11 protein-coding genes are annotated in these 16,011 nt (G+C 27.2%); 9 read left to right on the forward strand and 2 right to left on the reverse strand.

Translation table 11 applies throughout. The features are described from left to right. Positions 1–8: 8 nt before the first annotated feature. From Bmayo_RS03985 to Bmayo_RS04010, 6 genes are all read left to right on the forward strand, one after another. Entirely contained in the window at positions 9–557 is a 549-nt protein-coding gene (locus tag Bmayo_RS03985; protein ID WP_075552425.1) for a 50S ribosomal protein L25/general stress protein Ctc, read from the forward strand. A gap of 4 nt (positions 558–561) precedes the next feature. Continuing rightward, positions 562–1,128 (forward strand): aminoacyl-tRNA hydrolase, encoded by a 567-nt coding sequence (gene pth, locus Bmayo_RS03990; RefSeq protein WP_075552426.1) that lies wholly within the window; start codon positions 562–564, stop codon positions 1,126–1,128. Then, complete coding sequence (gene tilS, locus Bmayo_RS03995; protein WP_075552427.1) at positions 1,128–2,450, forward strand: tRNA lysidine(34) synthetase TilS; 1,323 nt, start codon at positions 1,128–1,130, stop codon at positions 2,448–2,450. The genes pth and tilS overlap by 1 nt, the downstream gene beginning before the upstream one ends. Beyond that, on the forward strand, positions 2,447–4,366 hold the full coding sequence (ftsH, locus tag Bmayo_RS04000; protein ID WP_075552428.1) for an ATP-dependent zinc metalloprotease FtsH: 1,920 nt from the start codon (positions 2,447–2,449) through the stop codon (positions 4,364–4,366). Before tilS ends, ftsH begins: the two co-directional genes overlap by 4 nt. A 10-nt stretch (positions 4,367–4,376) precedes the next feature. Then, positions 4,377–5,858 carry a hypothetical protein gene (locus Bmayo_RS04005; protein ID WP_075552429.1) on the forward strand — a complete coding sequence of 494 codons (1,482 nt, stop codon included), beginning with the start codon at positions 4,377–4,379 and terminating at the stop codon, positions 5,856–5,858. 105 nt (positions 5,859–5,963) lie between these two features. Continuing rightward, the gene (locus Bmayo_RS04010; RefSeq protein WP_075552430.1) at positions 5,964–7,067 is read left to right on the forward strand and encodes a thymidine kinase; all 1,104 of its coding nucleotides are present in this window, start codon (positions 5,964–5,966) and stop codon (positions 7,065–7,067) included. Here the strand turns inward: Bmayo_RS04010 and Bmayo_RS04015 are convergent. Next, positions 7,064–7,693, reverse strand: a complete 630-nt coding sequence (locus tag Bmayo_RS04015; protein WP_145924595.1) for a DUF8513 domain-containing protein — start codon at positions 7,691–7,693, stop codon at positions 7,064–7,066. The two genes, Bmayo_RS04010 and Bmayo_RS04015, sit on opposite strands and share 4 nt — an antisense overlap. A gap of 13 nt (positions 7,694–7,706) precedes the next feature. Beyond that, positions 7,707–8,315, reverse strand: a complete 609-nt coding sequence (gene tmk / locus Bmayo_RS04020) for a dTMP kinase (RefSeq protein ID WP_075552431.1) — start codon at positions 8,313–8,315, stop codon at positions 7,707–7,709. An 85-nt stretch (positions 8,316–8,400) separates the two neighbouring features. On the opposite strand from tmk, the gene Bmayo_RS04025 reads away from it, so the two are divergent. Genes Bmayo_RS04025 through Bmayo_RS04035 form a run of 3 tightly spaced genes read left to right on the forward strand, consistent with a single transcriptional unit; the run spans position 8,401 to position 15,838 of the window. After that, positions 8,401–12,801 carry a translocation/assembly module TamB domain-containing protein gene (locus tag Bmayo_RS04025; protein WP_075552432.1) on the forward strand — a complete coding sequence of 1,467 codons (4,401 nt, stop codon included), beginning with the start codon at positions 8,401–8,403 and terminating at the stop codon, positions 12,799–12,801. A gap of 17 nt (positions 12,802–12,818) precedes the next feature. Further along, positions 12,819–15,284 carry an outer membrane protein assembly factor BamA gene (gene bamA / locus Bmayo_RS04030; protein ID WP_075552433.1) on the forward strand — a complete coding sequence of 822 codons (2,466 nt, stop codon included), beginning with the start codon at positions 12,819–12,821 and terminating at the stop codon, positions 15,282–15,284. A gap of 20 nt (positions 15,285–15,304) precedes the next feature. Next, on the forward strand, positions 15,305–15,838 hold the full coding sequence (locus tag Bmayo_RS04035) for an OmpH family outer membrane protein (RefSeq protein ID WP_075552434.1): 534 nt from the start codon (positions 15,305–15,307) through the stop codon (positions 15,836–15,838). Positions 15,839–16,011: the final 173 nt, after the last annotated feature.

Genomic DNA, 16,011 nt, shown 5'->3' on the forward strand with positions numbered 1-16,011 from the left:
GTTTTTTGGTGGAAAATAGCAGGATTTTAAGTTGCCAATATAGATCAAGTTTTGGGTCTTCTAATGCTCGCAGAATAAGAGCTAAGTGTGAAATACCGGCTGTTGTTTACGGGCAGGGTAATGATGTTTCACACTTGAGAATTAAGAGTAGTGAGTTTAATAAGAAATTTGCAAAGTTTACAGATAATACTGTCTTAATATTGGATGACGGCAAGCTTGAAAGATGTGTTTTTGTTAAAGATGTTGCAGAAAATATTGCCAGCAAGCTCATTTATCATATTGATTTTTACGAAGTAGATAGGAATGTTGAGATTGAAAAATATGTTCCTGTCAAGCTTATTGGAGCTTCTGTTGGGGTTAAAGAGGGTGGAATTTTGACTGTTTTAAAAGAGCAGGTTAAAGTAAAGTCTTTGCCCTTGGATTTGCCAGAATTCATAGAGCTTGATTTAACTCCTGTTAATAAAGGGGATAGCGTTCTTCTTAAAGATCTTGTGTTGCCTTCTAATGTTAGGCTTGCAGAAAATGACGAGAATTTGGAAGTTGTTATTATAAAGTGATTTTATGGGGTTGTTGATACTTGGATTAGGAAACCCTGGATTAGAATTTTCTTTAACTAGGCATAATGTTGGTTTTTCTCTTTTAGATAAAATTGTTTCTAAAAACGGCCTTTTTTTAAAAAGAAAAAAAAAATATGAATATTCAGAATTAAGAATGATTTCTAGAAGAGTAATTTTGGTTAAGCCTTTGACTTATATGAATCTAAGCGGGTCTTTATTCCCTTCAATATTTTCAGATTTTTATATGTGTATAAAGAATTTATTAGTGGTTCTTGACAATGTTGATCTTCCTTTGGGGAAATGCAGGCTTAAAGAGCGAGGAGGCATGTCTAGTCATAATGGTCTTAAGTCAATTTCAAGTGTTCTTGGAAGCTCTAACTACAGCAGACTTTATATTGGGGTTGGAAGCAATTCTATGTGCGATATAAAGAGTTTTGTTCTTTCTAGATTTTGTAAGGATGAAATAGATAGGCTTGAAAAATTGTATGATTTTTTAAGTGATGAGCTGATTGATATTAGCGAGGCAAATTTTCAAAATAAGGTTCAAAAAATTAATTCTAGTAATTTTTAATGCATTTTTTAGACGATAATATACAAATTAAAATAGATAAATTTTATAAAAAAAATTCTTTAAATAAAAATCGGGTTATTGTTGCTTTTTCTGGTGGGGCTGATTCTACAACTTTATTATTGAATTTAAAATATTATTTGAGCAATAATGTTATTGCATTTTATTTTGCTCATTTTATTAGATCTGATAATGAGCAGAATCAAGAGATAGAGCATGTAAAGGGGTTTTGTGATCTTTACAATATTTCTTTACAAATTAAAAAATGTGATATAGATATAAAAAGTGAATCAGCTAGGTTAGGGATATCTATTGAAGAGCTTGCAAGGAAATGTAGATATAATGCTTTAGAAAATGCTCTTAAAGAAAATGATGCAAATTATATTGCACTTGCTCATAACGAGAACGATCAAATTGAAACAATAATTATGAGATTTTTTCAAGGATCTTTTTTGGATGGTCTTATAGGTATTCCTGGTGTCAATAGAAATATTATAAGGCCCTTACTTGAGGTTTCAAGACTGGAAATTGAGAATTTTTTATCTTTGAATAATATTAGGTTTTTTGTTGATAGCACAAATGCTCAAAATTTATATCTAAGAAATAGGGTTAGAAATAATTTACTACCCGCTATAAAAAAGGTTTTTAAAGGATATGAAAAATGTCTTAAAAGAATATCTGAATTTTCAAAGGAGTTTGTAGATTATTTTGAAAAAGATGAATTTTTTCCTGTTGAGAAAGGTAAATATTATTATTCTTTTGATTTGAAAACTTTTTTAGATTTTCCTAAGTATTTGGTGTTTAGATTGATTTTTAAAATTTTAAATTCAGAAGGAATTGTGACCAAAGTTTCTTATAAGGCCCTTAATGAATTGTTTAAAGTAGAGGTTAATAGGAAGAAAAATAATGTTTTGTTAAAAACCAATGATTTTTTTTTAGAAAAAAGGCATAATAAAATTAATTTAATTTTTAAAAGGGATGAAAAATTTTACAAACCTTTTGATTTTATTTTGGAAGTTGGCAAATGGTATAGTTTATCTTTAGGTAAGATTTTGCTAAAATATTTAGAGTGTAATGCAGCTTCTATATCAAGGTTAAAATGTTGTTCTTATGAGTTTAGGTATAAATTTTTTAAGGATAGGTTAAAAGCAAAAAAATTTTTTTCTAAGTTTATAAGGTGTAATCCAATTTATTTAATGTTGTTAGCATTGGATAACAGGTTAATTGGAATTATTGATTTAAATACTTTAAACTTAGTATGGAGTGAAAAAAGCATTCTTAAAAAAATTAGTATATCTTTGATTGGAGGGCTTTTAGAGGAATGAATGGCAATAATAATATGAATAATAATGGAAAATCTAATAACAAAAAGAAAAATAAAAATTGGATTTTAGGGCTTGTTGTTGTTTTCCTAATTTCAGCGATATTTATGTCATATTTTGTAAAGGGGGGGGAAAGCTATAAAAATGTTCCTTATAGCACTTTTCAGAGCTATTTAGATAATGGTTTAGTTGAGTCTGTAGTAATAATTGATAAAAATTTGATTCAATTTGTTGTCAAGGGTTCTAACTTTGCAAAGTCTTATTTTTCTACCAGTATTCCCTATCTTGATATAAATCTGCTTGCAGAACTAAAAAGTAAAAAAGTTGAGCTTAGCTCAGGAAAAAGTCAAGCTTCTCTGATTGGAGTTTTATTGCAAACTTTGCCATGGATTTTATTTTTTATTTTCTTTTTCTTTATATTTCGTCAAACTCAAGGTGGTGGTGGAAAGGTTTTTACATTTGGGAAAAGTAATGCTCAAAAGTATGAAGCTGGAAAGAATAAAATCACCTTTAAAGATGTGGCTGGCCAAGAAGAAGTTAAGCAAGAGCTTTGCGAAGTTGTTGAATTTCTTAAAAATCCAAAAAAATTTGAAAAAATAGGTGCTAGAATCCCCAAGGGAGTGCTTTTAGTTGGTTCTCCGGGTACTGGTAAGACTTTACTTGCCAAAGCTGTTGCCGGTGAGGCTGGGGTTAGTTTTTTTCATATGTCAGGTTCAGATTTTGTTGAAATGTTTGTTGGGGTTGGAGCAAGTCGTGTTAGAGATTTATTTGATAATGCTAGAAAAAATTCTCCATGTATTATTTTTATTGATGAGCTTGATGCTGTTGGTCGAAGTCGTGGTGCAGGGCTTGGTGGTGGTCATGATGAAAGAGAACAAACTCTTAATCAGCTATTGGTTGAAATGGATGGATTTGGAACGCATACTAATGTAATTGTTATGGCTGCCACAAATCGTCCAGATGTTCTTGATTCTGCTTTGCTTAGGCCCGGTAGGTTTGACAGGCAAGTAACAGTTTCTTTGCCTGATATTAAGGAAAGAGAGGCAATATTAAATATTCATTCTTCAAAAACAAAGCTTTCAAAAGATATTAATTTGCAGGTAATAGCAAGAGCTACTCCTGGAGCTAGTGGTGCTGATCTTGCAAATTTAATTAATGAAGGAGCTTTAATAGCTGCAAGGAATAATCAAGATGAAATTTTAATGAAGGATATGGAAGAGGCCAGAGATAAAATATTGATGGGAGTTGCAAAAAAATCCATGACTATTACTGATAGGCAAAAGCTTGAAACAGCTTATCATGAGGCAGGTCATGCTTTACTTCACTATTATCTTAAACATGCTGATCCACTGCACAAGGTTACCATTATTCCAAGGGGCCGGGCACTTGGTGTTGCATTTTCTCTTCCAAGGGAAGATAGGCTTTCAATAAACAAACACCAAATTCTTGATAAAATAAAGATATGCTATGGCGGTTATGCTAGTGAGCAAATAAATTTGGGCGTTACAACAGCGGGCGTTCAAAATGATTTAATGCAAGCTACTAGCTTGGCTAAAAAGATGGTTACGGAGTGGGGGATGGGTGAAGAAGTTGGTCCAATATTTTTAGTAGACGATGAAGCGCCTATTTTTCTTCCAAAAGAGTTTTCAAAGTCTAAGGCTTATTCTGAGAACACTGCTGATAAAGTTGACAGAGAGGTAAAAAGAATACTTGAGGAATGTTTAAAAGAGGCATCAGATATACTTTTAAAGCATAAGGACCAACTTGTTAAGCTTGCAAAAGAACTTGTTTTAAAAGAAACTTTGACAGACAAAGAAGTGAGAGAGCTTTTGGGTTTTGAAGCTAATAAAGATGAATATGATTTATTAGTGGCAGACTCTATTGTAAAAGAAGCAAAGGAGGAAGATGTAAAAGGCTAGGTAAGTGTTTATGTTTTATTTAAAGATGGGTTTAATTCTTTTTATTTTTATAAACCTAGATGCAATTTCAATCAAAGAAGATGAAGATATTTCAATTATTCTTTTTAATGAGTCTAAAAAATTTTCCAATTTACAAAAAGGAAATGATTTGATTTATGGATCTCTTGATTTCAATTTGTTAGCTTCAGATGCTCTTTATGAACTTTCATTAAAAGAGGATATTGCCTTAATAGATAAAATTTATTTATTAAAAGAAGCAATTAATATTAATAACTTTAAAGTAGTAACTCTTAAAGAAGTATATACTTATTATTTTGCGTTGCTTTTAAGGCAAAATGAAAATAAGAGTATGTATGAAGAAATTATCGCTTTGTATGGAAACTTAAATGAAGAATTGCAAATAGATAAAGATTTAATTTACATGAGACTTGAAGCTTCTGGAAGACTTGAAAGTTTTGGAAAAGATTTTAAAAAAATTTTATTTAAAGCTTTTTCTTTGTATGGCAATGATTTTTTATTTTTTAAGTGGTTTTTAAAAGAAGATAGGTTTTTTTTTAGCATTTTTAATACCATTAAATCAAAAGAAAATTTTTTCTTTACACATGAAAACATTAATTATATATTTAGAAATTCAGATTTTAATTATGACAATTCTGTTTCTTTGTTTTCTTTTCTTAAGGATAAAATTAAAGAATACAATGGAATTCATAGCATTTATTTTTTAAAATACAAACTTTTAGATCCTTCTGAAGCTTATAGGGCTTTTAAAAAATTTCCTCCCGAGACGATAAATGAATATAAAATGTTTTATGATCTTTTAGAGGATCCTGACATGAAGAATAAATTTTTAGAAGATTATAAAAATTTGTCAGGAATTTATTGTATTGATAATAAAAATAATATTGCCATACTCAAAGATGGAGTTTTAGTAGGCATTTTTTCAGGAATAGTAGACTTTGACAATAAATTTAGTTTAAATAGCAAATATTTTAATAAAGTTTATTTTAAAGACAAGTTTCCAGTTTATTATGAGAATAGTTTGCTTGGTTATAAAATAAGTTATTCTGTTTACCCTTACGTTGATATGATTGAGGTTCAATATCCTAATAAAAGAGATGTTTATACTTTTGCTTTACATACTTTTAAGTGCAATCTTTTTAACAATTTGGGCTGCAATTTAAATAGTCTTGGGATCAGGGAGTTGTTCTTGGTTGATATTAAAGATTTTTTTATGCCAAATGCTTTAAATTTATTTTTTAAAAAAACTTCTGTTTTAGATATTAGATCAAGCTTAATAAGTAAAAAAAAATATTTTGGATCTAATTTGGTAGAAATTAAAAATTATGTGGTTGGAGGTTTGGTTTCAATTTATAGAAAAGTTAATGGTTCTGAAAAATTTAATTATATTGAGATTTATGAGAAAGGTAAACTAAAAATAAAGAAGGCTTTATTAGATGATGATATTTTTGAAAGTTATTATTCTTTTGAATAAGAGCTTTAATAAAGGCCTAAAAATTAATATTTAGGCTTTTAGTGTTAATGTTTTTTTGTTCTTTATTTTGTATAATTGAATTTTAATTTACTCTAGGGAGGATTTTTGGGCTTTTGTTTAGACTTTGCTAATAAAGAAGATACTAAATTAAATAACATTGTCTCTATTAGTCATTTTGATTTTAAAGTAAAAATAAACTTAATTCTTGTAGTTGGACCTATGGGAAGTGGAAAAACAGAATATGCTGCAAAAATTTATAAAGATTCGCTTGTTGTAAGAAAAAAATCTTTCAAAGTATTGGGTAATATTATTAAAGGAAATAGAAATAGAGTTAATGTATTTTTTATTAGAAATTTTCTTGACAAGAGGAGGTTTCAGGATTATCCAGAAAATGTAATACCATATAGAGGTGGCGGAAAAGATAAAATTGATGAGATTGGTTTTGCCAGCAACTCTTTTGATATTGAAAATTTAATAGCTTCTAATCCTAGTTGTGGCACCTTTATTATTGATGAGGCATGTTTTTATGATGAGCGTTTAATTTTTGTTTTAAATAAAATTTCATTAAATGAGAATATCTTATTTGTATTGCCCACACTGCTTTATAATTTTAGAAAAGAATCTTTTAATGATACTGCTAAACTTTTGGTAGAATATTCAGATAAGATTTATAAGCTTGGAGCTTATTGTGGGCACATTGATTGCATGGAAGAATCTTTTTTTTCGTATAGGTATTATTTTTACAATAATAAAGAAATTCCAGCTCCTTATTTTGATCCTTTGCTTATTGTTGGTGGTGATGAAAAGATTGAATCTGCTATTTACCCAAATTACTCTACAAGATGTTCAATGCATCATTATCTTGTGGGCAAGGAATATTTTTTTTCTTTTTTAAAGCCATTTGCCTTGCTATATTCACAAGGAGATAAAAAATTTCTTGAAAATGAAATTATAGCGTTAAGCACTGATGTTGAAAATTCTAATTTTGTAAATTCTTTAGATAGTGAAAAAGCGTGTGAATTTAGAGCTGAGATTTTAAGGAATATTTTAGAATTGCCTTTTTTAGCAGAAAGAGCGTTAATAACTCTTTTCTCAGAATATAGTATTTTGAGTAAGGATAATTTTAAAGATCTTGTTTTTAAGTTTTCTTTAAATAAGGATTATATAAATAAAATTTTTTTTCCCAAAGAAGGTAAAGAATTTTTTTAATAATAGTTTGGCCTTTGTTCAAAAAATGCTTTAGTTTCGTCAATTCTTAGTAGTTCTTTTTTAATAATGTCATAGTAATTAAGCTTTTTAAGAGAAATTTTATGATATTCGTCTTCCCAGTTTGTTATTCCATCGTTTTCTAGTTTGACAGATTTGTAATTTTCAAGTTTTTTATGGTATTTTAATGCTTCATTGTAATAATTAATAGCCATTTTATATAATTTTTTCGATTTTTCTAGATTTAGAATAATTCCATTTTTTTCTGGAGTTTTAAAAAAATATAAATTTCTTGTGTCGAATAAATCTCCTAAATGTAAATTTTGCTTAACTAGAAGCAAGTTTACATGCATTTTGAAAAGAAGTTGATATTTTATCCACTGTTCTTTAGTTTCTATTTTAGTTAGTGAGTATTTTGGGTTTCCAAATGGGTATTTTAAGGCTTTTTGAAGAAAAAATATATTTTTTTTGTAGTTTTCAGGTTTTTTTTTCATTTGAGTGTTAAAGATTACGTACCATTGTTCTGCATAATAAAATTTGGACGATGCATTTATCTTTGCAGATGCTACTAAAAGAAGTAAAATTAAATTTATTTGGAAAGTGATATTTTTAAAAATATAATTAATCATATGATTAATTATATTAGAATTTTATTAGATTAAAAATTTTTTTTGCGTTTTTATCTAAATTGTCTTTTATTGAATTGTCGATGTAAATCACATTAATTTGATTTTCTAGTTTTTTAAATATTTTTAAGTATTTTAGAGCAATTTGTTCAAAAGTTTTGTATTTTTCAAGTTCAAAAAGATCACTTTGTGTTCTATTTTTTTGTATTCTTTCATAAGCTATTTTTGGGTCTGTTTTAATAAAGAATACTTTTTCAGGCAATGGAAAGTTTTTATTTAATTCATATCCTAATTTTCCTTGATAGGCAATTGATGAGAATAAATAGCGATCAGTTATTATTTTTGTGGATTTTGTGTTTAAAATTTCTAGTATACCACCTTTTTTATATAAATGATCATGTCGATCTGCTGCATAAAGATATGCAAATGTTGATTCTTTTAAAGGGTTTTCAAAATTCATTAATTGTTCTCTTATCATTTCTCCAATTATTCCGCTTGATGGTTCTTTTGTAAAATAATACTTTGATTCATCGTTGCAAAGAGTTTTTAGTTTATTAGTTATGCTTGTTTTTCCGCTTCCATCAATTCCTTCTATGCAATAAAAGTTTTTTAATATTTTAATCACAAATCTTTTTTCTTCCTTTCTTTTGGTGTTAATAATTAAGTTATCGATAATTATTATATAATAATAATTATCGATATATGAGTGTATGAATTTGGTGTTTTGGAGAAATAAGACATTTTTATTATTGATTTTATCATTTTTTATTTTTGTTTTAATAATTTTTTCCATTAATCTATTTGTTCAAGTTCAAATTTATTCTGCAAAGTTTTTTGCTATAAAATATCTTGAATCAAAATTTGGCTTTAGGATTAAATATGATAAAATTTCACCGTATTTCTTATCATCTATCAAAATAGACGGTTTAGAGCTAAGCTTGGATGGAAAAGATAAGATATTAATAGATATTGTTAGGGTAGATTTAAATCTGTTTAAATTAATTTTAGGTGATGAAAATATTATTTTAAATGTTTATGTTAAAGGAAGTAATTTAAATTTTGATATAAACGACTTTAGTTTATCTGATGATTTAAATCCTAGCAATGCCTATCCTGACAATGGAAATGTAATTTTAAATAAAATTTTAAACTATCTTTATAGGTTAAATATTAATTTAGAAAATATTAATATTAATATTAAGCTTAACAATAATAGTTGGTTGAATTTTAAAGTTAAAAATTTTTCCTTAAATACCGTAGATGAAGATTTTTTATTTAGCTCTGTAGTTGATTTTAGTGCTGTTAAAAATTCAAAAATTAATTTGCTGTCTGAAAGAGTTGATAATGAAATTTTAGATTCAACTTTCTATTTTGAGGGGAAATTCAAAAAAGGCTTTGAGGATGGCTATGTTAATTTTAGTTTTTTTGAATTTAAAACAAGTTATTTTTCTTTGCTTGATCAAGGATTTCAAATAAATTATTCAAAAGGAAATTTAAAAATTTTTAATTTAAGAAGAGAGAATTTTGATTTTAATTTAAGTTATGATAAGGCTAATGGTTTTGTTCGATTAGATGCTTTATTTTTAAATGTTAATCTTTTAGATTGGATTAAGCTAAACAAAGGCTTTGAAATCTATAAAGATTATTTTGATATAAGTTTAAATAGTCAATTTGCATTTTCCTATGATTTTAAGGATAAAGATTTAAGATATGCAGGAATAATAGATTCATCTTTAAATTTAGATACTATAGGTAAAGAAATTCAAGGTTTACAGCTTGAAATCAAGGGAGATGATAGCATTGTAAGCATTAAGAATGCTTTTTTAAAGCTTAAAAGGGGAGTTGTAAATTATAAGGGTTATTATTCTTTGAAAGACTTGCTTCCAATAGGACGTCTTAACTTTAAGTCTGCAAAAATTTTAAACTTTAACGACCTAAATGGGTATTTAGATTTTAGTAAAGATAAAGATATTTTTTCGGTTAAGTCTGATAATTTTAGTCTTGGAAATCTTAGTTTTCAAAATTTAAGTTTAAAAACTTATTTTTTAAACGATAAAATTTTTGTTGACTATTTGATTTATTTAGAAAATAAAAATTCTCAAATTTCTTTAAAAGGAGATCTTAATGATAAAGAATTTTCTTTTAATTTGGGTATTAAAGAATTTCCTTTGCTTTTTTTAAAAGAAGTAATTCCTAATTCTCACTTAATAAATTTTTTTCCCAAGACTTTATTTTCAGGTAAATATTTAAATTTAGTTTCCGATTTTAATTTAAATAAATTTGATTATTATAAAAATAAATTAAAAAAATTCAATTTCATGGTGTTTTCAAAGTTAGACAATTTTAAATTTGTGCTTGATGCTAGTGGAGAAAAAAATTTTTACAAATCAAACAATTTTGATTTTCAATACAATGATCATAATTTGCATTCCAGCCTGTTTGTTGAGCTAATTGAAAGTGGGTTTAATGTTATCACGAATTTTTCTTATTTGAATAAAATTTATCCTTTGCATTTTTCTGTTAATCTTAAAGATAAGTTTGTTGTTGCCGAATCTCCTCTTGGTCTTAAATTAGATTTCAATTATTTTGATTCTAAAATAATTTATACCCTTAATGTGAATGATTTTAAGGTTTACAATAAGACCTCTGATCTTTTGATAAATATAAATTTTTATGGGAATTATTTAGGCTATAATGACAATTTGAAATTTAAAATAGATAAGTTTAATATAATAAAAGCTTCTAAAATACCTGCCTATAATTTTAATTTTGGCTTTAGAGGCTTATATGAATATGATAATTTGTACATTTCTGATGTTAAGTTTGTAAACAAGTTTTCAAATTTACAAGGATATGGACAATTCAATTTAAAAGATAATTTTAATGGAAGTTTAAATCTATTTTCTAGTTCAAATTCAGAGAGATATTTTTTAGGAGTTAATTCCGATGAATATGGAAGTTATTTTTTGCTTAAATTTCAAGATCTGGATTTTTACAATTTTAATTCTTTATCCCTTTTAGAAGGAAAGGTTAATGGAAATTTTTTGCTAAATTTTAAAAAGAATGATTTTAAAGATTATTCTTTGAGTGGATATCTTGAGGCTGATAAATTAACTTTATTAGGCATTCCTATTCGGTTTTCTATGAATTTAGGATTATTGGACAATAAACTTAACATATATGATATAAAGGCTAAGCGCAATAGAAAAGAATTTCTTAGTGGTAGTCTAAGATACGATCTAAACAGCTCTATAGGTGTATCTAATATAGTTTTTAATAGCGACTTGTTTTCTTATAAGTTTAATGCAAATTTTAGAAACTTTCAAAGCAGGGATGAAGAGCGATTTGGGGTTTTGAAAACCAAAACAGAGGGTGAATTTTTCTTTAGAGATATTAAATATAAAAATGAATTTTTATCTAATCTTACGGTTGAATTTAGTAATGATTTTGAAAAATTTAATATGACTTCAATTGATTATGACCTTATTAATGTTTTATATCATTATGGCAGTGGAGAATATAGCTTTATTTTAAAAGATTATTTGCCTTTTAGTTTTAATTCATCAGGCAAAATAATTAAAAATAAAATTTTTGGAAATGTCAGAGATATTAAATTTGATTCAAAAATAATCACTAAAGATTTTTTAGATTCACATTCTTTATTCAATATTGACAATCATTTTATTCTTTACGATCTTCTTTTAAATGGCGAATTTGATATTGATGGGGATTTGTATAATCCCAATATTAATGGAAGTTTAAATATTCAAAAAGGATCAATTAGTACTGAGTATTTAAGAGCTTCTAGAAAGTTTGGTGGCGATAGAGCTTTAGAAATATTTGATATGCCAGTTGAAATTCAGGATAATAAAATCATTTTTAGTAATGAGTTTAGCCTAGATCGATATTCTAAGATTTTTGTTTCTACTAGTTTAAATTTAAATTTTTTAAGCGATACTATTATTGATTATTACAAAATAGACATTAATGTTACTGGTAGAACGGGAGTTCCTATTAAATTTGACAAAATTGCTTTAAGCTTTACAGGCTATGCTTTAGGCAATTTTTCAATTGAAGGAAATTCTGATGAAATTATGTTTAAGGGCATTTTAAATATTTCAAATGCTTGGGTTTATTCTCTTGAAAGTTCTGTTGTTGATTTATTAATAAATCCTTTCAAGCGAGCAAAAAGATCGCAAGCAGTTGATATTAATGTTCTAGATTTTGATATTTTAACTGATCTTGAGATAAATTTTGACAGCGGTGTTACTTTTCATTGGCCAGATAGTAATATTTCTTTTTTACAAGCTACTATTTCAAGAGGGGATAAACTTGTAATAAAATCTGACACAAAAACCGATGATTTTATTATTAAAGGAGATTTAAATATTTCAAGTGGTTTTGTTAATTATAACAATAAAAAATTTATCTTTAAAAGTAGCTCTTATATATCTTTTAATGAGAATAGAACCAAATTTGATCCATGGATAAAAGCTGAGGCCACAAATACTATTAAGGATGGAAATGATAAACTGCTTGTTACAATAAGTATTGATAGTCCTTTAAGTTTATGGAAAATTGAGTTTATGTCTTATCCTTCTAGAACTGAGCAGGAGATTAAATATTTGCTTTCAGGCTCAACAATAGGGGGGGCTGAGGGAGGATTGCGATCGGCAGGCACTAATGCTGCTGAAATGGCAATTGGAATAGTAAGTGACATTGCTCTTGATTTTTTAATTCAACCCATTGAAGATTATATGCGTTCTGTATTAAACTTAGACTTGTTGAGTATAAAGACAGATATATTGAAGAATTCTATTAATAGTAATTTTTTCAAAATCGGGAATCCTACTTTTGTTGATGTTCTTGACAATACAAGTGTTAAGGTAGGCAAATATCTTGTTGAAGGTGTTTTTATTAGCGGGGGCTTTGGCTTTTTGAAAGAGCAAATGACTCCTTTTTCAAAAGATTTAAATTTTGTTATCAATTTGGGCATTGAGTTTGATTCTCCATTTTTTTTGGTTAATTATGAGTTTGATTACAATTTTATGAAAAAAGGTTTAGATGGAATAGGAAATAATATAGGTATTTCTTGGAAATTTAAATATTAAATTGTTAAGAGGTTAAGATGGGTTCAATTAGAGGTTTGTTTTTTGTAAGTTTTTTAATATTTTTTGTTGTTTTTAGTTTTGGTCAAGTTGAAAATTATAAAGGGAAAATAATAAAGGATATTAATTTTGAAGGACTTAAGAATAAGAAGGAGAGAGATTTTATTAATATTTTAAAACCTTACATTGGCTTAGCATATTCTAATGAAATTTTTGATAAATTACAAATTGATCTTTATTCTCTTGATTATTTTTCTGGGCTTATTAAGCCTATGTTTAAAATAGATGGTGAGGATCTTTTTATCACATTTATTGTAAAAGAAAAATCTTTAGTTAATTCTGTTGTTTTTTCTGATAGCAGTAGAGTTTTTTGGAATAGCGAGCTTGTTGAAAAGGTGAATATTAAGACCAATGAGCCTTTAAATCTTGCAAGTGTTAATAAAGGTATTGATAAGCTTGAAGAGATGTATAAAGATATGGGATATTTTGAGGTTTCTGCAAATTTTGAAATCAAAGAAGAAGGAAATTTAGTTGATATTATTTTCAATATAGTAGCTGGACCTAAATATGTTGTTAAAGGGATTGACTTTGAAGGAAATTTAAGCTTTAAAAGCAGTACTTTGAGAAAATCTTTAGCATCAAGAGTAGTATCTCTTTTCTCAGATGGCAAATATTTAAAAAGTAATGTTGATAAGGACAAGCGTCAATTAGAGTCTTTTTATAAAAATAATGGATATATTGATGTTAAGATTATCAATAGTACTGTTGATATTAAAGATTCCCTTAAAGATTCTAAACGGCTAGAAAAGGAAGTTTTTTTGAAATATTTTCTTTCAGAAGGCAATGTTTTTAGATTTGGAAAGCTTGAAATTTCTGGTAATTCAGTTTTTAGTTTAGAGGAATTAAAAAGTTTTATTACCTTTAGTGAAGGTGATATTTTTAATAATTCTAAATTTGAGCAGGATTTTGCCAAAATTAAGGAAAGTTATTTTAAGGAGGGATATATTTTTACAGAAATTATTCCTTCACAAAAGATAAGAGGTGAGTTTGTCGATTTGTTGATTAAAATTTTAGAAAAGGATAAAGCTCATATTGAGTCTATTACTGTTTCTAAAAATAAAAATACAGCTTCGCATGTAATACTTAGAGAAATTCCTCTTCAAGATGGAGATGTTTTTAGTTTGGATAAGTTTAAGATGGGCATGGCGAACTTACAGCAACTTGGTTATTTTTCAAATGTAATTCCCGATATTGTTCCAGGCAATACGGAAGGGCTTATGAAAATAAATTTAAACATTGAGGAGCGAGCAACAAGTAATTTTGGATTTGGTATGAATTTTGGAGGCAATTCAAATTCTTCGTTTCCATTCTCAGTATTTGGGCAATGGGAGCTTTCTAATTTTTTAGGCGAAGGCTACTATTTTGCTGCAAGACTAAATTTATCTTTTTTAGAGCAAAGTCTTAGTTTGACATTTAGAGATAATTGGTTTTTTCAGAAAAGATGGACTGTAGGTGGATTTATAGATTTTTCACATTCTGTTAATACTGCTTATCAGGATATTAATGGGCCTATTTTTTCTGGCAAAAGGGAAGTTCCTGATCCATTTACAAGTTGGGAAGAATATCGAGATGCTAAAAGCTTTTCTGATTTTAATGCTATGAATTATTCTTTGCTTAAACTTAGTTTTGGAGGGTTTACAGGGTATACTTTTTCTAATTATCTTGGTAAGCAAACCCTTCTTGGTACTTTGCAAACCGCTTTAAAATATGTTTTTTATGATAATGAAATTAATAGGCCTTCAAATTATTATTTAAGAGATAATTACAAAACTTTTAGATTTGAAAATTCTCTTAGTTTGAGCGCAGCTTGGGATACAAGAAATTCTACCTCTTTATCTAATAATGGATTTTTACTTAAACAGCAGTTTGATTTTTTTGGTGGATTTTTATTTGGCCAGAGCCATTTTATTAAATCTTCTACAACCTTTGAGAGATATTTTTCTCTTTTAGGATATGAGGATGTGTTTACCCCTTATTTTGATATTATTTTGACCTTAAGGAGTGTCTATTCAAATATATTACCTCCTCTTGGTAATGGTTTTGAAATTGAAATTCAACCCCATCATCACATAGTTCTTAGTGAAAATTTCATGCAGGCTAGAGGTTGGGGGATTTTGAAAAATATTTACAGCTCCTTTGTAAATACTGTGCAAATATCTATTCCTTTGTTAAAAAATATTTTAGTTTGGGATGCTTTTTTTATAGATTTTGCTTCCTATTCTTTAGAAGGGCAAGAAAATTCTTTGTTTAGGCCTTTTAGTAGTTTTGTTTTTAGCTGGGGGACTGGAATTAGAAGTCTTTTGCCTCAATTGCCACTGTCTTTTGTAATAGCTTATCCTTTTTATTTTGACAATGATAAAGTTAACAGTTATTACAAATATTTTTCTGGATTTAAATTTTTCTTAGGAATTGAGATGAGATATTGATTATGCTATGGAGAAAATTTGTGTTTTTTTTGATTTTGCCATTGTTTTTTTTATTATCTTTTAATGTTTTTTCAATAGATGTTGTTAAAATAGGCATTGTTGATTTTGATAGAATTGTGATTGAAGTTTTAAATCCTCAATTGAAAGCTAATCTTGATCAAATAAAAAATCGGTATCAAGAACAAATAAATACATTAAATTTAGAACTTAAGAATTTAAGACAGATGTATGATAAATCGATTGCTGCTAATGACTTAGATAATGCAAGATCTTTTGGAAATCAATATAATTTGAAAGTTGATGAGCTAAAGAGAGTGTCTAGTTTGGCAAAAAATAATTTAGAACAGCAGAGATTGGCCAATATTAATAGTTTAAATAATAATAGTGAATCTTTAAGCAAAATACTTCGTGGTATTCAATATGTTGCAGAAATTAATGGGTTTTCTTTGATTATGAAAAAAAATAATCCGTATATTCTTTACCACAATAGCACTGTTGATATAACAGACGATGTTGTTAAGCATCTTTTGGAAAAGGACAATAAAAATCCTTAAATCTTTTTCTTTTAAGGTATTTTTTTTTAAAAAATTTGCAATATTCTATTTCAGAATAAGTCTAAATGTAGCTTAAACAAAAAGTTATTGCTTATTGTGAAAATTTTTTGTAAATGTTTTAAATTAATTGAATTTAAAACATTATACTTTCTAATAACTAGGTAGCTTTAATT

Origin of the sequence: Borreliella mayonii, from assembly GCF_001945665.1 — a bacterium.
GTDB lineage: Bacteria > Spirochaetota > Spirochaetia > Borreliales > Borreliaceae > Borreliella > Borreliella mayonii.